This window comes from Phascolarctobacterium succinatutens YIT 12067, from assembly GCF_000188175.1.
Classification (GTDB): Bacteria; Bacillota; Negativicutes; order Acidaminococcales; family Acidaminococcaceae; genus Phascolarctobacterium_A; species Phascolarctobacterium_A succinatutens.
On the sequence record NZ_GL830848.1, the window covers coordinates 1 to 24,995 of the forward strand.

Consider the following 24,995-nt stretch of genomic DNA (forward strand, 5'->3'; position numbering starts at 1 on the left):
TTCAGGTGTGCAATTTCATTATACAATGAGCCATTTTTTTACGTTTTATTTTCGTTCCACTTTTATTTCATTTTTCGTTTCAAAATCAATACGCAAATAAAACGCATTTTTTTACGTTTCACTTCTGTTGCAACGCAAAAAAGAGCCGTGCCTGCGCACGACTCTTTTTTACTGCTTATTAAGCTTATCTTACCAATGGTATTTTTCGCCTCTGCTAATTTTAAAAGCACGGTAAATCTGCTCAATCAACAGCAGGCGAATCATCTGATGCGTAAAGGTCATTTTAGAAAAACTCAGCACCAAATCGGCACGCTTACGCAACGCATCAGTATAACCAAAGGCACCGCCAATCACAAATGTGATATGGCTGTTGCCGGCAAGCGCCAGCTCATCCAGCTTTGCCGCCAAATCCGGGCTGCTCAGTTGCTTGCCGATGACATCCAGCAAAATCACATAGGAATTTGCCGGGATAATTGCCAGCAGGCGTTGCGTTTCGCGCTCCAGCACCTGCTGCTTTTCCGCAGGAGATGGATTATCCGGCATACGCTCCTCATTAATTGCCAGCGTTTCCAGCTTGCAGAAGGGTGTCAGCCTTTTGCTGAATTCCTCTATTCCCGCAGTAAGATATTTTTCTTTAATTTTGCCTACACAGGCTATCGTTATCTTCAATTGCCGTAATCCTTCGGAACCTCTTCCAATACCACAGTTCTGCTTTCTCTCTGACCGTTACGCATAATAGTTACTTCGGCTCTGTCGCCTACCTTGCATTTTGACAGAGCAGTGCGCAGGTCAAGCGCAGTCTTTACCTTGTTGCCGTTAAAGCTCAGGATAATATCGCCGGGGCGGATATCAGCCTTCGCTGCCGGACTGCCGGGAACAACCTTCACGAGGAAGATACCGCCGTGCAGATTGATTTCAAAGCCATAGCGATTAGCAATTTCCTGATCCATCAGCGAAGCACCCAGATACGGTCTTGCAACACGACCGCGCTCTGCAAGCTCCTGCAGAATCGGTTTAGCTGTATTGATAGGAATAGCAAAGCCAATGCCTTCAACACCGCTTACAGCAACCTTAGCACTGTTAATGCCGACTACCTCGCCGTCAGCATTTACCAAAGCACCGCCACTGTTACCGGGGTTGATTGCCGCATCAGTCTGAATCAGGTTGAACTTACGCTCGCCTACTTCAATGCTACGGTTCAATGCACTGATAACGCCTGCGGTTACACTGCCGCGAAATTCCAGTCCCAGCGGGTTGCCGATAGCAATTGCCGGTTCTCCGACCTGCAGTGTATCGCTGTCACCAAAGGTGGCAACGGTAAGGTTATCCGCATCAATTTTTACTACAGCCAAATCGGTTACAGCATCGGCACCCAGTACCTTGCCTTTAACGGTACGTCCGTCAGGCAGGCTGACGATGATTTCCGATGCACCCTCAACCACGTGGTTGTTGGTTGCAATATAGCCGGCCTTGTCATAAATAACGCCGCTACCTGTACCACGCTCCATCAGCTGCGTGCGGTTGAAGAAGTCGCGCACATAAGCCTTGTTGGTGATACCTACGACAGCAGGACCAACCTTCTTGGCGGCAGCTACAATCGGTGTATTGCGCGCTGCGCTCAGCTGCTGCTCAGTCTTGACAGCAGGCTTATCATGCACTGCGGCAGATGTTTTATTGTCGCCGCAGCCGGCAACCAGGATTGCCGCACCTAAAAGACCACAGACAAAAATATTGGCCGATTTTTTCCAGATACTCTTGTTCATCTGTATCCACTCCTTATTTTAAATCTAAGACTGCCGGCAGCGGACTGTCTGCTACCACCCTGTTCTGGGCAGCTACAAAAAGCTCTGTTTCCTGCAGGCGGTTATTATCTTGTAAAATATTCTGCACCGTATCCTGCGCCAGCTGCGGCAGGTTATTGTGCTCGCTCAGGTGCGCCAGCACGATATGCTCCGGCAGACGTTCGAGCTCCGTCAGAAAATGTCCAGCGGTATCATTGGATAAATGTCCCAGCGTACTTAAAATACGCTGCTTCAGATGACGCGGATAAGGACCGTTTTTCAGCATTTCCACATCATGATTGGCTTCGAGCACCAAAGCACTGCTGCCGGCAACCGCCTCACGGATGGTATCGGTCACAAAGCCCGCATCCGTAAGATATGTGCACTTAGAGCCGTTGCTGCGGCTCGTAAAGGTATATCCGTGCGGATCAACGGCATCATGCGGAATACTGAAGCTTTGCACCTCCAGATCACCGCAAAGCAGGCGGTTATTGTCAATAAGACGGCAGTTCTGGCGCACCAGACTGCTGTCCTTGGCCAATATTGCACGCCAGGTAAGCACACTGCTATATACAGGCACCTGATAATTTTTTAAAAAGGTTGCCAGCCCACGGACATGATCGACATGCTCATGTGTAATGAACACACCGTCCAGCTCGTTTACACTGACGCCTATTTCCTTCATTCTCGTTGTCAACGCTCTGCAGCTGATACCTATATCAACCAAAAAGCGTTGCTTTGCTGTGCTTATCAAAGCGGCATTCCCCTTGCTGCCGCTAGCCAGCATCACAATCTGAAAGTCGTTTAGCACAACGCCTTCACTCCTATCAATATAACATCTTTATTATAGCAAATTCACTAACTGCTATTGTGGCATTTTGGTAAAAATAACGCTACAAAAATCTGACATAATTACCCAATATATAAAGAAAAGTGTACCAATCAGCTAGAGAATCGGTACACTTCTTTATAGTTTAATGCATCGTGGAGCACTTCGGACACAGACCAAAGAAATAGAACTGACGGCGGCTGATAGTATAACCGCTCTGCTTTTCTACATCCTGTGTCAGCTGCAGCTTAACGCCGTCATCCATCAGCGCATCGTCTACCGCACCGCATTTCAAGCAGCGCAGATGATAATGCTCACTGATATCGGCATCATAACGGAAGCTGTCCTCTCCTGTATTCAGAATCTGAATAACGTTGATATCATGCAGAATTTCTACGGTTTTATACACCGTAGCAAAGCTCATAGCAGGAAACTTCGGCTGCAGCTTATTAAACAGCATCTCTGCATTCGGATGCCATGTTTCATCAGCCAATGCTTCATATACAGCAAGTCTTTGAGGGGTGACCTTATAGCCACGCTCGCGCAACAGGTTGGTTAATTCCTGACTTGTAAGCATATTCATCACTCCATTGCCAAAAGAATCGGATACAGCGGTTGTCCGCCGTAAAAGGTTTCAACCTCCCATTCATCATTCAGCTCTTCCACTTCAGCTGCCAGCTTTTCAGCCTGCTCTTCGGTTACATCGGCACCATAATATAAGCTGATCAGTTCATAATCCCCATCTGTCAGCATCTTCTGCAGCACTTCCTCCATGCTGCTGCCGTTGCAAACAATCTTATCATTTAAGATACCAAGATAATCTCCCTCATGGATAGCAATACCGTTTACTACGCTGTCGCGTACAGCTACGGTAATGCTGCCACTGGCTGTTTCCTTGGCTTCCTTGGTCATAATAACAGTGTTTTCATACATGCTGCGTGTTGCATCAAAATGCAGCAGTGCGGACAAACCCTGTGCCATATTGGTAGTAGGAACATAGGCCACCTTGGAATTACCCAGCAGCTTACGCACCTGCTCAGCCGCCAAAACAATATTCTTATTGTTCGGCAGAATAATGTACTGCTCGCAGGTACCGTTTTCAATAGCATTGACAAACTCCTCAACCGGAGGATTCATACTCTGTCCGCCGCTGATAATCTCTGCAGCGCCCATTTCATGCATGATTTTGGCAATGCCGTCGCCGGCTGCAACAGTAAGCACACCAACGCCATGCTTTACCGGTTGAATATCCTCGGCAGTAAAGAGACGGTTTTCGTGCTGGTCGCGCATATTTTCTATTTTGATATCATGCAGTGTTCCCCAAGTCTGCGCCATGTTGAGCGCATCACCGGGATGCTTAGTATGGATATGCACTTTTACAATATCCTCTACCACTGCTACAATCATGGAATTGCCCATGCCCTCTAAGGCCTTGCTGACGGTCTGCTTATCAACATCAGCATCCTTGACGATAAATTCGGTGCAGTAAGGGTATTCCAAATCAAGCGGCTCACCCTTCTGAATCTGTACCTTAGCACGCGGTGTAACAGGCAGCACTTCGCAATCCTGACCGCGCAGGCCTGCCAGACAGCCCTCGAAAAAGACAATCAGTCCCTGACCGCCGGCATCAACAACACCGGCTGCCTTCAATGCAGGCAACAGCTCCGGAGTTCTTGCAAGCTCTTCCTTGCCGCTGCGGATAGCCTCCAACAGTACTTTCTCCAGGCTTACATTACCGCGAACAGCATTATAAGCACCCTTGGCCATACCACGAGCTACCGTCAGAATAGTGCCTTCTACCGGTTTGGATACACTGCGGTAAGCATATAAAATACCAAACTGGAAAGCCTTGCCTATTTCTGTATTGTTCAGCGTCTTTTTACCGGCAACACCCTTGCCGATACCACGCAGCAGCTGCGATAAAATTACGCCGGAATTGCCACGTGCACCCATAATAGCGCTGCGGGCAGCTGCGGCACCGATTTCGCCGGCCTCAGCTTCATCACTCATTGCACTGATAGCCTTCGCTACGGATGCCATAGTATGCATCATATTAGTACCGGTATCGCCATCCGGTACCGGAAATACATTTAAATCATTAATAGCTTCAAAATTCTTTTCAAAGCTATGGTAAGCACCCAGCAGCATATCCTTCAGCTGCTTGCCGGTAATTACCTTGCTGTTATTCATCTAAACCCCACACCTTTCCTTTCAGGCTTTGCGACGGACAAATACACCGATAGCACCGGGTCCGAGATGAGCAGCCAAAACGGTGCCGATACCTGTAAGCATAGTCGGTACATTCGGGAACAATCCCTGCAACTGCTGTTTCAAATCCTCTGCATCTGCCAAAGCCTCTGCATGAGCGACGAAAATTGCTTCAACGGGTGCCTTTTCAGCAGCCATCTCAACCATGCGCTTCATAACCTTTTTACGGGTACGGCACTTGTCCGCAACTTCCAGTCTGCCCTCTTTATCTAAGTGCACAATAGGGCGAATACCAAAAATACTTCCTATCAAAGCGCCAACTGCGCCAATGCGTCCACCCTTTTGCAAATAGTCTAATGTATTTACACTGAAAAATGTTTCTGTACGCGCAACCATCTCACGCGCCATTTTTTCGGCCTCGTCGATATCCATGCCTGCAGCTGTATGCTTCAGTACTTCCAGCGCAATACCACTGATAGGGCAGGCAGCAGTCTTGCTGTCGATTACACGGATATCCGCGCCCTTTATATCATCCATTACCTGACGCGCAGCAACGCAGGCGGTCTGATAGGTACCGCTGAGTACGCTGTCTACTGTCAGCATAATAACTTTTTTGCCTTCCTGAGCAAGCTTGGTAAAAAGCTCAATTACAACACCAATAGGCGGCTGAGAAGTAATAGGAAGCTTGCCGGTTGCTTCTACCATACCAAATAATTCTGCCAGGGAACGGTCACCGTCCTGCCATTCCAAATCTCCATGACGGATAATCAAACGCAGAATGTGACAACGGGGATCATCTTTCAAAGCTGTTTCGTCTGCTGCCGAAAGACTATCTACGACAACATGTATTTCATCGTGCATATAAGCCTCCTGTTAATTATGAATATTCTCTATATAAGTTATATCCGTTCTTCTCCCATATTATATTATATTGTACCATATTCTGAAAACTATTGCTACATTGACTATGGCTAACTGACAATATTTCCAAAATTAAATACTAAATTTCTAAAAATGGCAAAAAAAAAGCCCTTACGAAGAAGGGCCAAATGAGGGGCTGTTTTGATGTTCTTAGTATACCATCTTTGTATACAAAATGCAAGAGTTTTTTGTAAATTTTTTTACGTTAGCTGACTAAATTGTCCACGAACCTCAGGCAAGTCTTCTGATTCGTGGACAATTACATTATTGATTATCATAGCCCGCAGTATCAAATCTGCGGCCGCTTACAGCTTATTTGAAGTCTGAGCCCAGCATAATTACACCATCGCAGTCTGCAGCACCGTCACGGCTGATACGCATCTGATGCGCAAAGGGAACGTTGGAAAGACGATTGACAACAGCACCGTTATTAGTTGTAGAAACAACAACAGTATTGGCAATTATTTCGCCGCTGCCGCCGCTGATAACCTCAAAGCCGGCATTGCGCAAGCGTGCGGCAGCCTCCGCGCCTGCTGTCTTGCTGCCGCTGCAGTTAACAAGACGTACAACTCCGCGGCTGTCGGAGGAAGCTTCTTGGGAAGCAGTATTTTTACCTGCATCCTTGTCTTTATCAGCCTGCTTCTTCTTTTCTTCCTTCGCTTTTTCTTCTTTCTTAGCCTTCAGTTCCTTTTCTTCCTTGATAGCTTCCTTATTTTCTTCGCTGTCATCGCCCTTTTCTACCTTTTCCACAGCGTTATTGTATTCCTTCTCCATCAGCTCAGCTGCAGATTTATAGTGTTCCGTCATGGTTGCACCCTGCATCTTGACCATCAGCTCACGCAGGTCGGTAATATCCGGTAGCCAATAGCTGATACCGTCGATATACTTCGGAGTACCAGGAACCATCGCCATAGACAGGCCCTTTTCCTTAACCATGGAATGCAGCGCTCTGCCCAAATCCATCATATCACCAAGAGGCATATCAGTCTTCACCATAGAGGTCAGTTGCTTAGCCAGGCCGGGGATATGCAGCAGCATATCAGCAGAGGTAATCTTGTCGTAAACTGCCATCAGAAAATGCTGTTGGCGGCGGATACGGCCGATATCGCCCTCTTCATCACGGAAGCGTACATATTGAATGGCTGTTTTGCCGTCCAGATGCTGACGGCCCTTTTTCAGATCAACGGTAAAACCATCCCAGGTATCATGATAATACATATCCTTTTCAACATCGATATCAATACCGCCGATAGCATCTACAAGACCGGTAAAGCCTTTAAAATCAACCATTACATAATTGTTAATTTTGATACCAAGCAGTTCTTCTACAGTTTTCTGTGTCAGCTCACGTCCGCCGTAAGCATAGGCATGGTTAATCTTATCCCAGCCGTGACCGTCAATGCGTACACGTGTATCACGCGGTACCGAAAGCAGGGAAGCGCTTTTGTTGCTGCTGTCGAACATTACGACAAAAAGTGTATCACTGCGGCCCACATCATCGGAGCGTTCGTCAACACCCATAACAACAATATTCTTTTTCAGATTCAGCCTGTCTGTCGGCGCAAGATTATCCAATCCCGTTTCCGGAAAGAAATAACCGAAGGCAATATAGCCTACTACACAGATAGCTGTTACAATCATTAAAATTTTTGTCTGGAGAATGCTTTTCATCCTTATATAACCTCTCAATCAATTTCTTCTGCCAGATATTCCGTCAGCTCCTTGCGGCTACGGTACAGGAAAGCATACAGCATGCGTGCGGTCAGGCCCCAGATAACCTTATCCTCATACAGGTAAAAATACACATAATAGGACTTATTCATGCGCCAGCCACGCTTGCGCTGCGGCACCAGGTCAAACGGAAAATCATCACCGGGATGGTCTGCCAGCTGCACGGAGCCACGCCTTGGCTTTTGCTCCAAAAGCATCTTTAGGGGTACAGTAAAGATGCGCTCTACCTCGCTTTTGCTGTACGTAATCTTGCTGATATCATCAATCAGACCAACAAAGGGGTGGATAATCGGTCCGTTATGCGTCACCAGACAATCCAGTTCACCGCAGATGGTGATATTCTCCGGCTTCAGGCCAAGCTCCTCGCAGGTTTCGCGCACTGCGGTATTGCGAAAGCTGTTATCCTCACATTCGTACTTGCCGCCGGGGAAACACACCTCACCCGGCTGACTGCGCAGCGTATGTGCCCTTTCCTCAAACAGCACACTGATGCCTTCGGGAGTACGCACTAAGGGCAGCAGCACAGCAGCATCCCACAAGCGGTCCAGCTTATCAATGCCAGGAGCACGGCGATGCAGACGTTCAAACAATACATACTGTAATTTTTCCATCTCATTCATAATAACACCTTATTTTAACACCTTCGCCAGCAAATGAAAATAGTATTTATAAATTTCTGCGTGAGACAGGTGTTTTCCTGCCGCCAAATGTAACTAAGCTGTAAAATTCAGGTAACAATCCTTAAAAAATACATTATTTACACTGTTTACGGCAAAAGGAAAGCGCCAGCCGCTAACGCAGCTGACGCCAAGGGAAAGACAGATTTAATTAGTACAGAGGAGCTTCAGCTTCTGCATGCTTTTTTTCGCTCTTGTCAACCAGCAGAGTTACAGCAGCATCGCCTGTGATGTTAACAGAGGTACGCGGCATATCCAGGATACGGTCGATACCTGCGATAAGAGCAGAGCCTTCCAGCGGCAGACCAAGGCTGGTCAGAATCATGGTCAACATGATGAAGCCTGCGCCCGGAACACCTGCAGTACCGATAGAAGCCAAAGTACCGGTAACGATAATGGTCATGTATTGGGAAGCAGTGAGGTCAATGCCGTACAGTTGAGCAATGAACAGTGCGCATACACCCTGATAAGCAGCAGTACCATCCATGTTGATGGTTGCGCCCAATGGCAGAACGAAGCTGGAAACTTCTTTAGAAGCGCCCATTTTTTGAGCACAGCTCATGGTCAGCGGCAGAGTACCACCGGAGGAGCAGGAGCTGAAAGCCATCAGGGACGCCGGAGCAATACCCTTAATGAATTGGATGAAGCCCATGCCTGCAAGGAATTTGATCATAGAGCCATAAACGAGAACTGCATGCAGGAGGCAAGCCAGATATACAGCGATAACAACCTTCAGCAGCGGCAGCAGAACAGCTGGACCGTTAGATGCAACTACCGGAGTAATCAAACCGAAAACACCAATCGGAGCAACAGCCATGATCATTCCGACGATTTTGTAGGAAACCTCAGCCAGACCATCGATGGTGTGTTTCAGAGCGTTAGCTTTTTCACCGACAACAGTAATACCGGTGCCAACGAAGAGAGAGAAAACGATGATTTGCAGCATGTTGGCTTTAACCATAGCTTCCAACGGGTTAGTCGGGAAAATGTCAATGATAACCTTGGAAATAGGCGGTGCAGCCTTAGCAGCAACCTTAGCGGTATCAACAGCCATATGCAGACCAACGCCCGGTTGCATGATAGTACCGATTGCCAAACCGATAACAATAGCAAAAGCAGTGGTTACCAGATAGTACGCTACGGTTTTAACACCGATACGGCCTACCTTTTTGATATCGCCCAAGCTGGTAACACCGATTACCAGGCTAGAGAATACCAACGGTACGATAACCATTTTGATCATGTTCATGAAAATTGTTCCCAGAGGACCAATCCAGGTCTTGGCGAAGCCGGCACCTTCAGCACCCAGCTCCAGGCCTGCAATAATACCAAGCGCAAGGCCGATTAAAATTTTTGTAGATAAGTTCATTTTTACAACCCCCAGATATTTAAATAAAAAAACTGTTAAGATAATTATAGCAACTTATCATGGAAAAGTCCGATTGTATACAGTATTATTGGTTTGTATACAATATTATTTACGACTATCCTGTCGAAGCGCATAAAAATACCCCTGCAGCAACGTGCAGGGGCAAAGGCAAATTATCTTATTTAACTAAAAGCTCATACAGCACTACGGCAAGAGCACCGGGAACACCGAAGAAGCCGGCAATCAAAGCCTTGATAACCGTAATCTTCATGGTAAAGCCCGCCAACAAGCCTACCAGATTGATGAACCACAGCAGCAGTGCGCCGCAGAGACCATTCCACACCAGCTTAAACGGCATTGACAGCAGCTTTACTACCAGTAAAAGCAGCAGTACGCCGCCAATCATCGGTCCGAAGGCACCAAGCGGTGACAAAATAGCATTAAATTCCATATTAAATAACGCCGGTCCTTTCTACATTGTGCGCCTGTTTTCCAGCGCTTTAGACAAGGTTATTTCGTCAGCATACTCCAAATCGCCGCCCATCGGCAGACCATGAGCAATACGGCTGACGGTTATTCCTACAGGCTTCAGCAGCTGTGCCAGATAGGTAGCAGTCGCTTCACCCTCTACATCCGAGTTGGTCGCAATAATAATTTCACTGACCGATTCCTGCTGCAGTCGCAAGAGAAGCTCTCTGATGCGCAGCTTTTCCGGACCGATACCGTCAAGCGGCGAAAGCACACCGTGCAGCACGTGATACAGTCCGTGATAGCCATGACTGCGCTCCATCGCCGCAATATCCTGCGGCTGCTCCACTACACAGATAGTAAAGCTGTCGCGCGAGCTGTCACGGCAAATCTCACATACATCGCTGTCAGTAAGATTAAAGCAGCGGCTGCAGTAGTGAATCTGCTCCTTAGCACCGCTCAAGGCCGCCGCCAGCTGTTTCACATCCTCCGCAGGCATGTCAATCACATGATAGGCCAGTCGCATAGCTGTTTTTGAGCCGATGCCCGGCAAACGCCTGAGCTGCTCATATAAATTAGCCAGCGGCCTGATCATTCTTGCCATCAGCTTAGAACATGCCAGGCAGCTTCATGCCGCCGGTAACCTTAGCCATTTCTTTTTCGGTAAGCTCGTCAATCTGCTTCATAGCGTCATTGACAGCTGTCAGAATCATATCCTCCAGCATTTCTACATCCTCGGGATCTACAGCGGTCGGATTGATTTTGATGGATTTCAGTTCTTTTTTACCGCTGACAACAACGGTTACGGCACCGCCGCCGACAGACGTTTCTACAGTACGGCTTTTCAGATCCTCCTGCATTTTCGCCATATCAGCCTGCATTTTCTGTACCTTTTTCATCATTGCCTGCATATTACCCATGCCACCTGGAAACATAATTAAATTCCTCCTTGATATTTACATATATTGATATTATATATTCTCAGAAACATAAGCCAAGACCTGCTAGTCTCAATTTAGTTTCATTGGTCAGATATATCTGTTACGCTGCCGCCCAAAGCATTAAAGGCCTTGCGCAGATTTTCCGGCAGCTGCGCTGCCTGCAGATTTTGCGTTTCGCTTTCGGGCGATTGCTGCACCTCCTGCTGCTTTACAGGCTTTTGCGGCAGCTTAGCCTTGCCCTCAATCACAGCCTCCAGCCTGATTTCACGTCTTGCCAGACGCAGCAGGATCTCCTCGAAGGCTTTGCGATAATCATCCTTGTTCATCCTGTCCGCAAGGAACGGTGCCTTGAAGGCAACCTGCAGAATGTTGTTGGCAAAGCTGAAGACTCTGCCGTTCTTAGCGCAGGATACCATAGAATTCTTCTTTTCGGCCTTCATAATCTCCAAAGCCTGCTTCCAGAAATCCTCACCGGCTGCAAAATCACCGGCATATTCCTCTGTCTGCTGCACTCTGGCACTTTTAGGCTTAGGTGCGGCGTTCACCGCCGCAGCAAGAGTATCGGCAGCAGGCTGCGGTTGCGCTTTAACTGCAGGCTTCTTAGCCGGAGCAGCTTTTGCTGCCTGCACCTGTTCTGCCGCAGGAGCTTGCTGTGCAATCGGCTGCTGTGCTGCCGGTGCGGCATATTCCTGTACGATTGGCTGCTGCACTGCCACAGCAGGCGCAGACTGAGCGTTAACCGGAGTCTGTTGATAAACAGGCATCACACCGCCTGCCATCTGACGCTCCAGCTGTTCAATTCTTGCCGATAAAGCAGCCAAAGTGCTGCCCTCTACACGGCACAAATCAAGCAGGCACAACTCTGCCGTAATGCGCGGACGCATAGAACCGCGCAGCTCCTGAATAGCGCTGTGCAGTCTTTCCTCCGCCGCCAGCAGACGATCACGTCCGAATAACGGTGCCAGCTCAGCCAACGCTTCTTTAGCATCCGTCAGATAAATTTCCTCATAGTCAGGAACTGCCAGATAAAGCACCAATGCCCGCAAATACTCAATAAGCTCTGTAAGCACCTGCTTGACATCCTTACCTTGTTCCAGCAGCAGATTCAACGTAGCCAGCGCCTGCGGCAGCTGCCTGCGGCCTATTGCTTCCGTCAGCTCGTGCAGCGCTTCACGCCCTACGATGCCCAGTACCTCGCGCACGGTTGCCACCGTAACACGCTTGCCCATGACACCGCACTGGTCCAGCAGGCTCAGAGCATCACGCATGCCGCCCTCAGCCTGAATAGCTATTAAGCGCAACGCATCCGCATCCGCCTCAATACCGCTTCCTGCCGCTACCATAGCCAGATGCTCCGCAATCTCGTCTACCGTCACCCTGCGGAATTCAAAGCGCTGACAGCGCGACTGAATCGTTGCAGGCACCTTCTGCGGGTCCGTCGTCGCCAGAATAAATACAGCGTGTGCCGGCGGCTCCTCCAAGGTTTTCAGCAAAGCATTGAAAGCGCCGGTAGAAAGCATGTGCACCTCGTCGATAATATAAACCTTGTAACGGCTTTCGGCAGGTGTAAAGGCTACCTGCTCGCGCAGGTCACGGATATTATCTACGCTGGTGTTGGACGCAGCGTCAATTTCAATTACATCCAGAGAGGTTCCCTGCACAATGCGCTGACAGTTGCCGCATTGGCCGCAGGGCTCGGCAGTCGGCCCCTGCTCGCAATTCAGGGCCTTGGCCAGAATACGCGCCATACTGGTCTTACCGGTGCCGCGTGGACCGGAAAACAAATAGGCGTGGGCTATTTTGCCGCTTGCCAAAGCATTTTTCAAGGTTGTTTTCACAGCCTTTTGTCCCACAAGAGCGTCAAAATCCTGCGGACGCCACTGGCGGTATAATGCTACATAAGCCATCACTGCACCTCCCCGGAATTTATTACATACATAATTATTATACTCAAAATAGCCTGAAATGTAAATTGAAGTTTTGTAGTCCCAAAATACCGTTGAAATAAATATTTTACTAATACACTAAAGTATTATATAATATCTTCAGCAATTTAAAAAGGGAGGCTACAGTCATGACTATACCTGAAATTGATAAAGATTTCCTGCGCAGGCAGCTGCCGGAATTTTCCGGGCAGACTGCCGACTATCATAACGAGAAAATCGGCAAAATTGCCTACAAGGAGTTTTCCGGTTACTTCGGCAGCTTCGCCCAGCGCGACGGCAAAAGCAATATGCTGCGCCTGCGCTGCAGCGCCGGGCGCATCACTGCGGAAAAGCTGGCCTTCATAGCCGAGATGATCCGCAAATATAACATCAGCCGCATTCACTTCACAACCGGGCAGACTATACAGCTGCATGATCTCAGCGCCGAGGCTGCCGCTGAAATTTTGGAGCAATGCCTGGATGCGGACATTATTCCCTTCGGCTGTGGCGGTGACTATCCCGGTAACGTGCTCTGCTCACCCTTAAGCGGTGTGGAGCGCGAGGAATATTTCGACGTACTGCCTTATGCCGAAGCAGCAGCGCAATATCTTGTCGCTGCCATTCCCGACGGCAAGCTGCCACGCAAATTTAAAACCGGCTTTTCCAATTCCCCGCAAAATCTTACGCACGCTACCATGCGCGATTTAGGCTTCGCCGCCCGTCCCGACGGTCGCTTCGATGTCTACAGCGCCGGCGGTCTGGGACCTGCTCCCTGCATCGGTATAAAAATGGCCGAGGCTGTTGCTCCCGAAAAAATCTTGTATCATATCAAAGCAATGCTCGCCACCTTCCGCGAATGCGGCACCTATACGAAAAGATCCAAATCACGCACCCGTTATCTGCCTGAGCTTTTGGGAGGCAAAGCCGCTTACAAAGCAGCCTACAGCGAACGCCTCCTGCAGGCACTGCAGGAAGGCGGTCTTGATTTGCAGCCTGAGGCAACAAAAATCACCAAGCGCAACTTCAAGCTCATCACCGGCTTCCGCATTACCTCACAGAAGCAGCCCGGTCTTTACGCCGTAAATTATCATCCACAGGCAGGACTGCCCAAAATTGAAAGCTTCCTCGCTCTGGCGGATTATCTGCAGAACGTTAAAGCCGCCGAGCTGCGTCTTGCACCCGACCAAAGCGTCTATATTATCAACCTCACTGCTCCCGAAGCAGCAAAGGTAATGTCGCTCACGCCTGACACAGCCTATAATGCATTCACAAGCAGCGTGGCCTGCATCGGCTCCACCGTCTGCCAGATGGGCATGGGAGATTCCCAAAGCCTGCTGACAAGCTGCTTCGAAGAAATGGCTACGCAGTACGCCGCCAGTGATGCTCTGCCGCAGATTTATATTTCCGGCTGTCCTTCCAGCTGCGGCACCCACCAAATAGGCGAACTCGGCTTCCGCGGTACAGTTAAGGTCATCAAGGGTACAGCACACCCAGCCTTCACTATGTACATCAACGGCTGCTCACTGCAGGGCAGCGAACGCCTAGGAGAAGAAGCAGGCACACTGCTCGCCGAAGATATCCCCTTCGTGCTTTTGGAAATCGGCAAGCATATCGCCCAAAGCGGTCTGGACTTTGCCGCCTGGCAGGCAGCAAATCCTCAAGCCATCGCCACTATCATTGCTCCCTATATGAAAAAAATCGAGCTGCTCAGCAAATAAGCGCAGCACAAAAAAATCCGTCGCACATGCGACGGATTTTCTTCGTTTATTTCCCTGTAGGACCGCAAAGACGGGCTTCCCCACGGCACATGAAAGTATCCGCTTAAGGCTGCTTCCTTCCGGACCTGACCTGGTTCACAGGCTCCCATTGCGCAGGACCCAGCTCTACGATCCTACAGAGAAACAAGCTATATGATTTTATTAAAAAAGCCGCTCAGTGCGGCAGATTTTTAAGTGGCGGAGAGAGAGGGATTCGAACCCTCGGTACGGTTTCCCGTACACACGCTTTCCAGGCGTGCACCTTCAACCACTCGGTCATCTCTCCAAGGTTGAAAACTTTAAACTATTTTCAATTTGCCAGCACAATACGTACCCGCAGTCAACATAACTGCAAGTAGTATTATACTGGCATTTTTAATGAAAGTCAAGCGTTTTTTGTAAAAATTTTTATAAAATCATCAAAAAAATTCTTCTGCGGCAGTTTAGGAGAAGGTATCCTCCTCATCACTGTCTTCAGCCGGCAGCAGCATTACCGCACAATCAGAATTCAGAACCACGTTTTCCGAGGTGCTGCCCAAGTCATCACCGTTAGTCATATCGGCACCGGTTTTAGTCATCATAATCAGACTGACATTGTCGCGCTCACAGATAGCGGCAATTTTTTTGGAGGCTACGCCATGTGCAATACGATAATCGGCTTCAATACCGAAAATTTTCATTTCGTCTACCAGCTCTTGCAAAAACATTTTGGCACTGCCGTATTTTTCTTTGTAATCATGCTTGTTTCTGCTATGCTCAACAACATGCACAAACAATACCTTACCTACATATTCACGCAGGCTGCGGATAACGTTCAGCGCTTCTAAGGATTTACGGGAAAAATCGGTCGGTATCAGCACAGTATCCAGCAGATTTTCTGTAACCTCATCTTCTTCATCCTTATTAATCAGCAGGGGAATCATTGTAGCCCGTGCCAGCTCATAGGTAGTGCTGCCCATCAGCGCACGCTTCAAAAAGCCCTTGCGGTGAGATGCTACCAGCATCAGGTCAGCGTCGTTTTCTTCCGCCAGCCTGCTTAAGGTTTCACATGGCTCGCCTGCCGGGGTTACAATGGAAATTTCTTCATAGCCTGCCTGCTCTATATCATTTTTATACCCATCCAATCGGCTGCGTGCTTTTTTAAAGCTGCTACCGTCAGGGTCGGCATCATCGTCATCATCAAAGACGTGAGCCAAAACCACTTCCGTTTCCGTATCGGGGCATAAGCAAAACAGACACTCGGTCAATTTATCAGCCTGCGGGGACAGATCTGTGGCCAACAGGACCTTGGTGAATGTACTCATCTAATTGCTCCTTTAAAAAATATGTAATATATGGATAGTTCGCCATGAATCCCGAAATTCCTGCCTGAGTAAAAACAGCCTGCCTAAAAATACTGCCGCAGCAAAAGTAAAAAGCAAAGCCCTTAAATGACTTTGCTTTTTGTTTCAGTCACGCGCCTTTTTCAGGAGTCTTGCCAGCTCCATAACATTTTCCAAAGTTATATCACTGCTGTTATCAGCTTCCTTTTCCCATTCGATATCCACAAAAAAAGAACTGATAGGACATTCCAAAATCTGATGCAGCTTAATCAGATTGGGGATTGTCAAACCCGCGCGTCCGTTTTCGATGTTGCTTAAATGCGTCTGAGTTACCCCCAACTCTTTCGCCAATTCTGTCTGAGATACCTTAGCGGAAATGCGCTGCATTTTTACACGCTTGCCTATCAGGCGATTGTATTCCTCTGTCATATTCATCATCATTTTCCTCTTTTCCTAATATATATTCATTATTCCTAATTAAATTTATATAGACAGCATTATAACATATGCGTATTTTACAAGCAATAGTTTTTTAATTTTCCGCAATTTATTTAACTCTGCCTCTATCAAGTTGGCAACATTTATAATGTAGGCGAGGAACATTGTAAATAAAAAAAGCGACGCACTCTTGCATATAAGAGTACGTCGGAAGATATATTAAAATTATTCAGCAGTGCTCAAAAAGAATCAGGCACGGATAAGCTTGCCAGGATTCAGGATATTGTTCGGGTCCATAGCGCGTTTAATAGTCTTCATGATAGACATTTCTACCGGATCGCAATAAGCTGCCAGTGCGTCAATCTTTTTCGCACCGATGCCATGCTCGCCGGAAAGACGGCCGCCAAGACTGTAAACATATGCGTAGCAGATTTTGTGGAACTCTGCGAGCTGTTTTTCCCATTCTTCGTCGGTCATATCCATCTTCAGGCAGTTGAAATGCAGATTGCCGTCACCGGCGTGAGCCAGGCACATGCATTCGAAATCAAATTGTTTGGAAACCTCCATCAGGTGGTTCAGGCAAACAGCGATTTTGTCGATAGGTACAACAAGGTCATCAGAGGTAGAAACCTTGCTCAAAGCCTTGGAGCCTTCCAGACAGCTGCGGCGTACCTTCCATACGCGCTCGTCTGCTTCAACAACGTCGGTTGCACCGCAGGCAGTACAGATTTCGTCAAGCTGCTCCATCTTCATATCCAGCTCGTCCTCGTTAAAGGTTTCCACGGTAACAATAACGTAGCTGCCATCCTCGTAATGCGGCAGACGCTGTTCTGCATAATCGCTGGCAGCACGTACAAAGCCGTTGTCCATAAATTCAACACTTGTCGGATTCAAGCCGGCCTTAACCAGCGCAGGCACCAGGTCGACAGCCTTCTGTACCTCAGTGAAAACTGCAAGGATATCCAGACGATACGGAGCCAGCGGCAGCAGCTTCAGAGTTGCTTTGGTGATGATACCCAGAGTACCCTCGCTGCCCATTACCAATTGGTCGAGGCAGTAGCCGGTGCTGCATTTTTTCAGGCGGTTGCCCAACTCAGCGATTTCGCCGGTCGGAGTAACAACCTCGATAGAATAAACCTGATGACGGGTGGTACCGTAGCGTACAGCCTTGTTGCCGCCGGCGTTGGTTGCAATGTTGCCGCCGATCATGCAGCTGTCTGCACTGCAGGGGTCACCAGCATACAGCAGACCTGCTTCGTTAGCCTTAGCCTGAATATCGGAGGTCAGCGCACCTGCTTCAACCTCCATATACATAGCATCGGTATCGAGCTTAATAATTTTATTCATGCGCTCCATCAGCAATACAATGCCGCCGAAAACAGGAATCGCACCGCAGGATACGCTTGTACCTGCACTGCGTGGAGTTACAGGTACAAGATATTTATTGGCGATTTTCATAACAGCAGCTACCTCTTCGGTGCTGCCCGGTGCTACAACTACCTCCGGCAGATGGTGGTAATGAGCGTCCGGCTCTTCGTCGGTTTTGTAACGCTCCAGAGTTTCGGCATCATTTTTTACATGCTCTGCGCCGACTGCTTTACGCAGCTCCTCCAGAACTTCTTCTGTTACGGGTTTGTAATTTGTCATACTAAAATCTCTCCTTTGCTACTTAGCTACAATGCTACATATTTTAGTTTTACAGCAGACCATTGAGATAGTCTTATAAATTAAAAACCTTGCCTGGATTCAGGATATTATTGGGATCCCAGGCTTTTTTAATTTTTCTCATCAGCTCCAGCTCACCGCCAGGAGTAAAGCGCTCCAGGAAGTGTGCCTTCTTGCTGCCAATGCCATGCTCACCGGAAAGACGTCCGCCATGCGCATAAGCATATGTATAAACCTCTTCCGTAAAGCGGCTTAATTCAGATTCCCACTCCTCATCGGACAAATCCAGCTTACACAGCACGATATGCAGGTTGCCGTCACCGATATGCGCGTTGATACGCAACGGGAAGGGATATTTTGCCACAGTTTTAATGATGTACTGAATCATATCGCTCATTTCATCAACCGGCACAACAACGTCATCCGTTGTGCACACCTTGCTGATAAGGCTCACAGATTCCAGACAGTTGCGGCGCATCGACCAGATACGCTCATCAGCCTCCAGAACATCCACAGCGCCTGCTGCCTCGCAGATATCGCTGGCCTGCTCCATTTTCATGTCCAGCTCATCTTCATTGAAGGTTTCTATCGTAATGATAACGTAAATACCGTCTTCAATATGCGGCGCACCGGGGAACTCAAGATATTCCGATGTTGTCCGCACATTAGGGTTATCCATATATTCGATGCTTGTCGGGTCAATACCTGCTTTCACAAGCTGCGGTACAACGCCGATTGCCGCCATCTGGTCATGGAAAATCGCCAGCATATCTATTTTATACGGAGGCAATGGCTGCAGCTTCAGCGTCACCTGTGTAATAATACCCAGCGTACCCTCGCTGCCGATAACAAGCTGTTCCATGCAGTAGCCTGTACTGCACTTTTTCAGCGGCGAGCCCAGGTCAACAATGTCGCCGTAGGGCGTAACAATCTGCACAGCGTAGACCTGATTGCGCGTTACACCGTAGCGCACAGCCTTGATGCCGCCGGCATTCGTCGCCAGGTTACCGCCAATCTGGCAGCTGTCGCTGCTCGACGGGTCACCTGCATAAAGCAGATTCTCCGCCTTCGCCGCTGCCTGGATATCCAGCGTACGCACACCGGCCTGTGCTACCATGTACAAGCCTTCCTTATTCAGCTCGATAATTTTGTTTAGGCGTTCCATTAAAAGCACTACGCCGCCCTTGTCGGCAATAGCGCCGTCAACGATGCCTGTACCGCCGCCGCGCACGGTCAGCGGGATGAGATACTTGTTGCACAGCTTTACTACGCCGGCAATTTCTTCGGCGTTTGCCGGAATTACCACTACATCCGGCAGATGGAAGCAGCGTTCGTCCGCCTCCTCGTCCGTCTTATAGCGGTCGAGCGTGTCAGCATCGGTTTTGACATATTTTTCGCCCAACAGCGTTTTTAATTCATCAATAAATTCAGGAGTTACAGAATTGTAATTGCTCATAATATATCTCTTTTTCTAATTTTCATAAAGAGTGCAGAGAAAGTATCAGATGCGAGGGAGGGCGACGACGGCGTACTTCCACGTACTCCTAGGAGCCATCCCGACGCAGATGGTGCTTTATATGCGCTCTTGCTTATGCGTTAAATACCTTACCAGGATTCAAAATCAAATTCGGATCCCAAGCCAGCTTAATCCTGCGCATCAGCTCCAGCTCACCGGCAGGAGTAAACTCTTCCATATAAGCCAGCTTCTTGGCACCGATACCGTGCTCACCGGCTAAGCGGCCGCCCTGAGCGTAAGCATAGGCATAAACCTCTTCGTGGAAGTCATGCACGATTTTTTCCCAGGTTGCATCATCCAAATCGCATTTGCAGAGAACGATATGCAGATTACCGTCACCGATATGCGCGTTGATTTTTACCGGAATTGGGAAGGGATACTTGCTGCCGATATGCATAATTTCTTTAATGGTCGGCGCAATGCGGTCTACAGGCACAACAACATCGTCGGTCAGGGAAACCTTGCTTACAAGGCTGATAGATTCCTGGCAGTTGCGGCGCATTGCCCAGATACGGTCATCCGCTTCCAGAACTTCAACGGCACCTGCTGCCTCGCACAGCTCGTCAAGCTGCTCCATCTTCATGTCCAGCTCATCCTCGCTGAAGGTTTCTACCGTAATGATAACGTAAATACCGTCCTCATAATGCGGTGCGCCCTTAAATTCAATATAATCGGCGCAGGCACGCACATAGGAATTATCCATATATTCCATGCTCGTCGGGTTCAGACCAGCCTGCATAATCTTCGGCACTACGTCAAGAGCCTTGAACGGGTCATCAAAAACTGCCAGCAGGTCAAAGCGATACGGAGGCATCGGCTGCAGCTTCAAAGTTACCTTGGTGATAATGCCCAAGGTACCTTCACTGCCCATTACCAGCTGCTCCATGCAATAGCCTGTGCTGCATTTTTTCAAACGGCTGCCAACCTCCACGATTTCGCCGGTCGGTGTAACCATCTCCAGGCTGTAAACCTGATTACGGGTAACGCCATAGCGTACAGCCTTGCTGCCGCCGGCATTTGTTGCCAGATTGCCGCCGATCAGGCAGCTTTCGGCGCTGCAGGGGTCACCTGCGTAAAGATAGCCTGCTTCGTTGGCCATCTTCTGAATATCAACTGTACGCACGCCGGCTTCGGCGACAACGTACATCGCTTCGGTATTCATCTCGATAATTTTATTCAAGCGCTCCATGAGCAGTACAATACCGCCGCAGACAGCAATCGCGCCATCGGCAAGGCTGGTACCGCCGCTGCGGACAGTCAGCGGCACATTGTACTTATTGCACAGCTTCACAACTGCGGCAATTTCTTCGGCATTGGCAGGACGCACAACAGCCTCAGGCACACGGAAACGGCGCGGATCATATTCCTCGTCGGTTTTATATTGCTCCAGCTTTTCAGGCTCGGTAAAAACATTGGCGTCACCTACTACGGCGCGCACATCCGCTAAAAACGGTTCCGATACGGAATTATACTCTTTCATCATATTCCCTCATTTCTAAATTACATATAGACATCTGTGCGAAAGACAGCAGATGTTACTTATCTAACTTTATATTATATTACAAATCGCGCTGTTTGTCTGTAAATTATGTATGAGAAATCAACATAAAAAGTTTTTCTTGCAGAGAAAATAGGTTTCGCTATATATTGTATACTTCCCAGCACCCATTGCCAAGCAATATAAAAAAGGTTAAGATATAGATAATGAAGCTGCCTTTGCCGCGCCTTAACGCAAGGGCAAAATAAATTTACAGCTATAGGAGAGAGGTCTTATGCAAGCTTTATTTGATGCAGTTAACGCAATCTGCGCCAAAATCCAGATTGTTTCCAACTGGTTCTGGGATTTCCCCTGCAATCTCGACTGGTACGGTTCTATCCCCATTCTGGGAAATTTTAGTCTGGCAATTATTTTATTAGTCGGTACAGGTATTTACTTCACCTTCCGCCTGCACTTTGTACAGGTACACAACTTTATCTTCGCTGTGAAGGTGCTGATGCAGCGCAACCATACGCGCAACGGTATTTCCTCACTCACAGCCTTTTTGCTTTCCACCGCTATGCGTGTCGGTCCCGGCAATATCTTGGGTGTAACCGGTGCGATTTCCATCGGCGGCCCGGGCGCGCTGTTCTGGATGTGGGTTTCCGCCTTCTTCGGCATGGCAACGTCCTTTGCAGAATCCACGCTTTCGCAGATTTGCAAGGAAAAGCGCGATAACGAATATGTCGGCGGCCTGCCCTTTTACGCACGCAAATTGTTGAATGATTCTGCCGCTGCCGGCGTTGCGCTCAGCATGCTGTACATTGTTTATGCGCTGCTGTGCTTCCCAGCACAGGGCTTCAACACTATTTCCGCTGTTGGTGCCATCGCCGGCAAAATCTCCGGCGTGAACATTCCCACCAACTCTTCGCTCTACTGGATTTCCTTTGCGGTGCTTATCGTTATCACCGCTGTTATCAGCTTCGGCGGCATCAAAAAGGTTACGAAGGTTACCGACCGCATCGTTCCCGTTATGGCAGTTATTTATGTACTCACCGTCATCGCTTTGACCGTCGGCAACATCGACCGCATTCCACTGTTCTTCAGCTCCGTTTTCACGCAGGCCTTTGCGCCTGATGCTGTTTTCGGCGGTGCCTTCGGTCTGGCGCTCAGTCAGGGTATTAAGCGCGGCCTGATGTCCAACGAAGCAGGCCAGGGTACTATTACCATGCCGGCTGCGGCAGCAGAGGTTTCCCACCCCTGTGAGCAGGGCTGTGTGCAGGCTTTGGGCGTATTTCTTGATACCATCGTTATCTGCACTCTGACCGGCTTTGTCGTTATCATGGGCAGCATGTGGCTCACGGCAGATGCCAATGCCTGGTTTGAGCTGGGCAAGCTGGATAAATTCCTCGCCTCCTGCGGCGCTCTGACCGGCGGCAATGACATGCTTTACAGCGTTGTTACGCTGCTCGTAAGCGTTTGCTTCGGCCTGTTTGCCTTCACCTGCCTATTGGGCTTCATGTCCTTCACCGAAATGTGTGCTAACCGCATTTCCAGCAAGGCTTCCTTCATCAACGCTATCCGCGTGCTGTGCCTCATCGTTATTTCCTTCGGCGTTATCACCAACATCGCCGGTATGGATTTAGGCGCGCTCTGGGAATTGAGCGACTTCGCCAACATCCTCATGGTATACTGCAACTTACCGCTGCAATATATCGGCTTTAAATATGTATTGCGTGCCTGGAAGCATTTCGAAAAGAACGACGGTACTCCGTTCACCTCCGAAATCGCCGGGCTGCAGTTGCCTGTTTGGGACGCTTTGGCCAAGGAACACAAAAACGAATATCATCACTAAAAAAATTAAGCGTGGCCGCTGCTCGCAGCCACGCTATTTTTATGCCTTATTCACCTTTAAGCAGACGCAAGAACTCTGCTTCATCAATAACCGTTACGCCTAATTGCTGTGCCTTTTCCAGCTTACTGCCGGCCTCCGCACCCGCAATGACGTAATCCGTCTTTTTGCTGACGCTGCCGCTGACCTTCGCGCCCACATCCTGCGCCATCGTCTTCGCCTCGGCGCGTCCTAACGTAGGCATAGTGCCCGTAAAGACAAGCGTTTTGCCGAAGAAGGGATTATCCTCCTGACTGGCAGTCGGTGTAAACGTCATCGTCAATCCTGCTGCCGCCAAGCGCTCCACCAGGTCAATATTCGCCGGTACATTCAGCCAGGTAACGACGCTTTCCGCAATCTTATCACCGATATCACGAATCTGTGCCAGCTCTTCCGGCTGTGCCTGCTGCAGCTTTTCCATGCTGCCGAATTCAGTTGCCAGAATACGCGCCACCTTGGCACCCACATGACGGATACCCAAAGCAAAGAGCAGCTTGTCCAGCTCGTTCTTCTTGCTCTCGGCCAAAGCCGCCAGCAGATTATCCGCCGACTTTTCGCCCATACGCTCCAGCTTCAGCAAATCATCCTTGCGCAGGCTGTACAAATCCGCAGCATCGCGCACCAGGCCTGCATCAAGCAGCGCATTGATAACAGAAGGACCGCAGCCGTCTATATTCATCGCATCACGGCTGACAAAGTGAATGAGGCCCTCGCGTCCCAACGCCGGACAGTGCGGATTGGTACAGCGGATAGCTGCCTCCTCACCCTGACGCTCTACGCGCCAGCCGCATTCCGGGCAGACGCTGGGGATTGCTACCTCTTTTTCGTCACCGGTACGCTTTTCAACTACTACGCGCAGTACCTCGGGAATAATTTCACCGGCCTTGTTGATAACAACCCTGTCACCGATGCGGATATCCTTGGCACGGATAAAATCCTCGTTATGCAGTGTTGCACGGCTGATAACGCTGCCGCTTAATTTTACCGGTGTCAGCACTGCCGTCGGTGTCAGTACGCCTGTGCGTCCTACACGCCAGTCGATATCCTCCAACGTAGTTTCAGCCTGCTCCGGCGGATATTTATAGGCAGTCGCCCAACGCGGATCCTTGCCTGTAGCGCCCAAAATACGCTGCTGGTAAACATCATTGACCTTAATAACAGCTCCGTCGGTATCATAGGACAGGCCTTGACGCAGCTCGTTGAAATCGCCGATATATTTAATCGCCTCGTCGATATTTTCGACAACCTTATAATTCTCGCTCACCTTAAAGCCATAGTGCGCCAGCAAAGCCAGTGATTCGCTGTGCTTGGGCTGTGCGCCCTCGCCTACCAGATAATAGGCAAAAAAGCTCAGGCTGCGGCTTGCCGTTACCTGCGGGTCCAGCTGGCGCAGGCTGCCTGCCGCCGCATTACGCGGATTGGCAAACTCGCTCTCGCCGCGCTCAGCGCGCTGCTCGTTCAAACGCATAAATGCCTGCCGCGGCATATAGACCTCACCGCGCACATCAAGAAGCTCCGGCACTGTTTCACCATCCGGCACCTTCAGCGTCAGAGGAATGCTGCGGATGGTGCGCACGTTGGCCGTAACATTTTCGCCTACTACACCGTCACCGCGGGTAGCAGCGCGCACCAGCTTACCGTTTTCGTAAATCAGGCTGCAGGCAAGGCCGTCAATCTTCGGCTCCATAACGTATTCCACCTTGCTGCCTGCAGGCAGACCGCTGCGAACACGTTCATCAAAGGCGCGCAGCTCCTCGGCGGAAAATACATTGCCCAGGCTCAGCAGCGGCTCCAGGTGACGCACCTCGGTAAACTGCGAGGAAGCACGACCGCCGACGCGCTGCGTAGGCGAATCGGCCGGAATGCTGTCAGGATAGCGCGCCTCCAGCTCACGCAGGCGCACCATCATGCGGTCATATTCAGCGTCCGTAATCTCCGGCGCATCCAATACATAATATAAATATTCGTTATGACGGATTTCGCGGCGCAGCTTATCGGCCTCAGCCAAATCCGCTGCACGCTCATCAGCAAATAAATCCATTTCTGCCATTGCTTTATCCTCCAAAATTTTTATCCGGA

General features: G+C 49.2%; 21 protein-coding genes, 1 tRNA gene and 1 other RNA gene. 2 read left to right on the forward strand and 21 right to left on the reverse strand.

The features are described from left to right. Nucleotides 1–189 precede the first annotated feature (189 nt). The 13 genes from rlmH to dnaX form a co-directional block, all read right to left on the reverse strand. Nucleotides 190–669 carry a 23S rRNA (pseudouridine(1915)-N(3))-methyltransferase RlmH gene (rlmH, locus tag HMPREF9443_RS00575; RefSeq protein WP_009144526.1) on the reverse strand — a complete coding sequence of 160 codons (480 nt, stop codon included), beginning with the start codon at nt 667–669 and terminating at the stop codon, nt 190–192. Beyond that, nucleotides 666–1,763, reverse strand: a complete 1,098-nt coding sequence (locus HMPREF9443_RS00580; RefSeq protein ID WP_009144527.1) for a S1C family serine protease — start codon at nt 1,761–1,763, stop codon at nt 666–668. The genes rlmH and HMPREF9443_RS00580 overlap by 4 nt, the downstream gene beginning before the upstream one ends. 13 nt (nt 1,764–1,776) lie before the next feature. Beyond that, nucleotides 1,777–2,592 carry an MBL fold metallo-hydrolase gene (locus tag HMPREF9443_RS00585; protein WP_009144528.1) on the reverse strand — a complete coding sequence of 272 codons (816 nt, stop codon included), beginning with the start codon at nt 2,590–2,592 and terminating at the stop codon, nt 1,777–1,779. 163 nt (nt 2,593–2,755) lie between these two features. Next, nucleotides 2,756–3,193: a Fur family transcriptional regulator gene (locus HMPREF9443_RS00590; protein ID WP_009144529.1), complete on the reverse strand. Its 438-nt coding sequence runs from the start codon at nt 3,191–3,193 to the stop codon at nt 2,756–2,758. Then, nucleotides 3,193–4,800: a DAK2 domain-containing protein gene (locus tag HMPREF9443_RS00595; RefSeq protein WP_009144530.1), complete on the reverse strand. Its 1,608-nt coding sequence runs from the start codon at nt 4,798–4,800 to the stop codon at nt 3,193–3,195. The genes HMPREF9443_RS00590 and HMPREF9443_RS00595 overlap by 1 nt, the downstream gene beginning before the upstream one ends. 21 nt (nt 4,801–4,821) lie before the next feature. Further along, the gene (locus HMPREF9443_RS00600; protein WP_009144531.1) at nt 4,822–5,679 is read right to left on the reverse strand and encodes a DegV family protein; all 858 of its coding nucleotides are present in this window, start codon (nt 5,677–5,679) and stop codon (nt 4,822–4,824) included. Between the two features lie 372 nt (nt 5,680–6,051). Next, complete coding sequence (locus HMPREF9443_RS00605; protein ID WP_187363673.1) at nt 6,052–7,380, reverse strand: LCP family protein; 1,329 nt, start codon at nt 7,378–7,380, stop codon at nt 6,052–6,054. A gap of 44 nt (nt 7,381–7,424) precedes the next feature. Next, nucleotides 7,425–8,081 (reverse strand): NUDIX hydrolase, encoded by a 657-nt coding sequence (locus HMPREF9443_RS00610; protein ID WP_040564534.1) that lies wholly within the window; start codon nt 8,079–8,081, stop codon nt 7,425–7,427. 217 nt (nt 8,082–8,298) lie between these two features. Continuing rightward, nucleotides 8,299–9,516: a dicarboxylate/amino acid:cation symporter gene (locus HMPREF9443_RS00615; protein WP_009144534.1), complete on the reverse strand. Its 1,218-nt coding sequence runs from the start codon at nt 9,514–9,516 to the stop codon at nt 8,299–8,301. Between the two features lie 178 nt (nt 9,517–9,694). Beyond that, complete coding sequence (locus HMPREF9443_RS00620; RefSeq protein ID WP_009144535.1) at nt 9,695–9,967, reverse strand: pro-sigmaK processing inhibitor BofA family protein; 273 nt, start codon at nt 9,965–9,967, stop codon at nt 9,695–9,697. 21 nt (nt 9,968–9,988) lie between these two features. Beyond that, entirely contained in the window at nt 9,989–10,588 is a 600-nt protein-coding gene (gene recR / locus HMPREF9443_RS00625; protein WP_009144536.1) for a recombination mediator RecR, read from the reverse strand. A 4-nt stretch (nt 10,589–10,592) separates the two neighbouring features. After that, nucleotides 10,593–10,919, reverse strand: coding sequence for a YbaB/EbfC family nucleoid-associated protein (locus HMPREF9443_RS00630; protein ID WP_009144537.1), 327 nt, complete (start codon nt 10,917–10,919; stop codon nt 10,593–10,595). A gap of 86 nt (nt 10,920–11,005) precedes the next feature. Continuing rightward, on the reverse strand, nt 11,006–12,832 hold the full coding sequence (dnaX, locus tag HMPREF9443_RS00635) for a DNA polymerase III subunit gamma/tau (protein ID WP_009144538.1): 1,827 nt from the start codon (nt 12,830–12,832) through the stop codon (nt 11,006–11,008). A gap of 167 nt (nt 12,833–12,999) precedes the next feature. On the opposite strand from dnaX, the gene HMPREF9443_RS00640 reads away from it, so the two are divergent. Further along, nucleotides 13,000–14,568: a nitrite/sulfite reductase gene (locus tag HMPREF9443_RS00640; RefSeq protein ID WP_009144539.1), complete on the forward strand. Its 1,569-nt coding sequence runs from the start codon at nt 13,000–13,002 to the stop codon at nt 14,566–14,568. 65 nt (nt 14,569–14,633) lie between these two features. Here HMPREF9443_RS00640 and ffs read toward each other — a convergent pair. The 7 genes from ffs to HMPREF9443_RS00670 all read right to left on the reverse strand — a co-directional run bounded on the left by ffs (nt 14,634) and on the right by HMPREF9443_RS00670 (nt 21,028). Beyond that, nucleotides 14,634–14,733: signal recognition particle sRNA small type (ffs, locus tag HMPREF9443_RS10465), an RNA gene on the reverse strand. 70 nt (nt 14,734–14,803) lie between these two features. Continuing rightward, nucleotides 14,804–14,893, reverse strand: a tRNA-Ser gene (locus HMPREF9443_RS00645). Between the two features lie 157 nt (nt 14,894–15,050). After that, nucleotides 15,051–15,911 carry a universal stress protein gene (locus HMPREF9443_RS00650; RefSeq protein ID WP_009144540.1) on the reverse strand — a complete coding sequence of 287 codons (861 nt, stop codon included), beginning with the start codon at nt 15,909–15,911 and terminating at the stop codon, nt 15,051–15,053. Nucleotides 15,912–16,055: 144 nt separating this feature from the next. Then, nucleotides 16,056–16,370, reverse strand: coding sequence for a helix-turn-helix domain-containing protein (locus HMPREF9443_RS10225; RefSeq protein WP_009144541.1), 315 nt, complete (start codon nt 16,368–16,370; stop codon nt 16,056–16,058). A gap of 246 nt (nt 16,371–16,616) precedes the next feature. Then, nucleotides 16,617–18,014 (reverse strand): FAD-binding oxidoreductase, encoded by a 1,398-nt coding sequence (locus HMPREF9443_RS00660; RefSeq protein WP_009144543.1) that lies wholly within the window; start codon nt 18,012–18,014, stop codon nt 16,617–16,619. Nucleotides 18,015–18,087: 73 nt separating this feature from the next. Next, nucleotides 18,088–19,488 carry an FAD-binding oxidoreductase gene (locus tag HMPREF9443_RS00665; protein ID WP_009144544.1) on the reverse strand — a complete coding sequence of 467 codons (1,401 nt, stop codon included), beginning with the start codon at nt 19,486–19,488 and terminating at the stop codon, nt 18,088–18,090. A 133-nt stretch (nt 19,489–19,621) separates the two neighbouring features. After that, nucleotides 19,622–21,028: an FAD-binding oxidoreductase gene (locus HMPREF9443_RS00670; RefSeq protein ID WP_040564517.1), complete on the reverse strand. Its 1,407-nt coding sequence runs from the start codon at nt 21,026–21,028 to the stop codon at nt 19,622–19,624. A 292-nt stretch (nt 21,029–21,320) separates the two neighbouring features. Between HMPREF9443_RS00670 and HMPREF9443_RS00675 the strand changes: the two genes are divergently transcribed. After that, nucleotides 21,321–22,880, forward strand: a complete 1,560-nt coding sequence (locus tag HMPREF9443_RS00675; protein ID WP_009144546.1) for an alanine/glycine:cation symporter family protein — start codon at nt 21,321–21,323, stop codon at nt 22,878–22,880. 46 nt (nt 22,881–22,926) lie between these two features. Here HMPREF9443_RS00675 and ligA read toward each other — a convergent pair whose 3' ends face one another. Continuing rightward, on the reverse strand, nt 22,927–24,966 hold the full coding sequence (gene ligA, locus HMPREF9443_RS00680; protein WP_009144547.1) for an NAD-dependent DNA ligase LigA: 2,040 nt from the start codon (nt 24,964–24,966) through the stop codon (nt 22,927–22,929). Between the last annotated feature and the right edge of the window lie 29 nt (nt 24,967–24,995).

Coding starts and splice junctions, on each gene's coding strand:
- HMPREF9443_RS00580 (WP_009144527.1), bottom strand. CDS start 1,763: ATGAACAAGAGTATCTGGAAAAAATCGGCCAATATTTTTGTCTGTGGT.
- HMPREF9443_RS00590 (WP_009144529.1), bottom strand. CDS start 3,193: ATGAATATGCTTACAAGTCAGGAATTAACCAACCTGTTGCGCGAGCGT.
- HMPREF9443_RS00595 (WP_009144530.1), bottom strand. CDS start 4,800: ATGAATAACAGCAAGGTAATTACCGGCAAGCAGCTGAAGGATATGCTG.
- HMPREF9443_RS00600 (WP_009144531.1), bottom strand. CDS start 5,679: ATGCACGATGAAATACATGTTGTCGTAGATAGTCTTTCGGCAGCAGAC.
- HMPREF9443_RS00605 (WP_187363673.1), bottom strand. CDS start 7,380: ATGATTGTAACAGCTATCTGTGTAGTAGGCTATATTGCCTTCGGTTAT.
- HMPREF9443_RS00610 (WP_040564534.1), bottom strand. CDS start 8,081: ATGGAAAAATTACAGTATGTATTGTTTGAACGTCTGCATCGCCGTGCT.
- HMPREF9443_RS00615 (WP_009144534.1), bottom strand. CDS start 9,516: ATGAACTTATCTACAAAAATTTTAATCGGCCTTGCGCTTGGTATTATT.
- HMPREF9443_RS00620 (WP_009144535.1), bottom strand. CDS start 9,967: ATGGAATTTAATGCTATTTTGTCACCGCTTGGTGCCTTCGGACCGATG.
- recR (WP_009144536.1), bottom strand. CDS start 10,588: ATGGCAAGAATGATCAGGCCGCTGGCTAATTTATATGAGCAGCTCAGG.
- HMPREF9443_RS00630 (WP_009144537.1), bottom strand. CDS start 10,919: ATGTTTCCAGGTGGCATGGGTAATATGCAGGCAATGATGAAAAAGGTA.
- dnaX (WP_009144538.1), bottom strand. CDS start 12,832: ATGGCTTATGTAGCATTATACCGCCAGTGGCGTCCGCAGGATTTTGAC.
- HMPREF9443_RS00640 (WP_009144539.1), top strand. CDS start 13,000: ATGACTATACCTGAAATTGATAAAGATTTCCTGCGCAGGCAGCTGCCG.
- HMPREF9443_RS00650 (WP_009144540.1), bottom strand. CDS start 15,911: ATGAGTACATTCACCAAGGTCCTGTTGGCCACAGATCTGTCCCCGCAG.
- HMPREF9443_RS10225 (WP_009144541.1), bottom strand. CDS start 16,370: ATGATGATGAATATGACAGAGGAATACAATCGCCTGATAGGCAAGCGT.
- HMPREF9443_RS00660 (WP_009144543.1), bottom strand. CDS start 18,014: ATGACAAATTACAAACCCGTAACAGAAGAAGTTCTGGAGGAGCTGCGT.
- HMPREF9443_RS00665 (WP_009144544.1), bottom strand. CDS start 19,488: ATGAGCAATTACAATTCTGTAACTCCTGAATTTATTGATGAATTAAAA.
- HMPREF9443_RS00670 (WP_040564517.1), bottom strand. CDS start 21,028: ATGAAAGAGTATAATTCCGTATCGGAACCGTTTTTAGCGGATGTGCGC.
- HMPREF9443_RS00675 (WP_009144546.1), top strand. CDS start 21,321: ATGCAAGCTTTATTTGATGCAGTTAACGCAATCTGCGCCAAAATCCAG.
- ligA (WP_009144547.1), bottom strand. CDS start 24,966: ATGGCAGAAATGGATTTATTTGCTGATGAGCGTGCAGCGGATTTGGCT.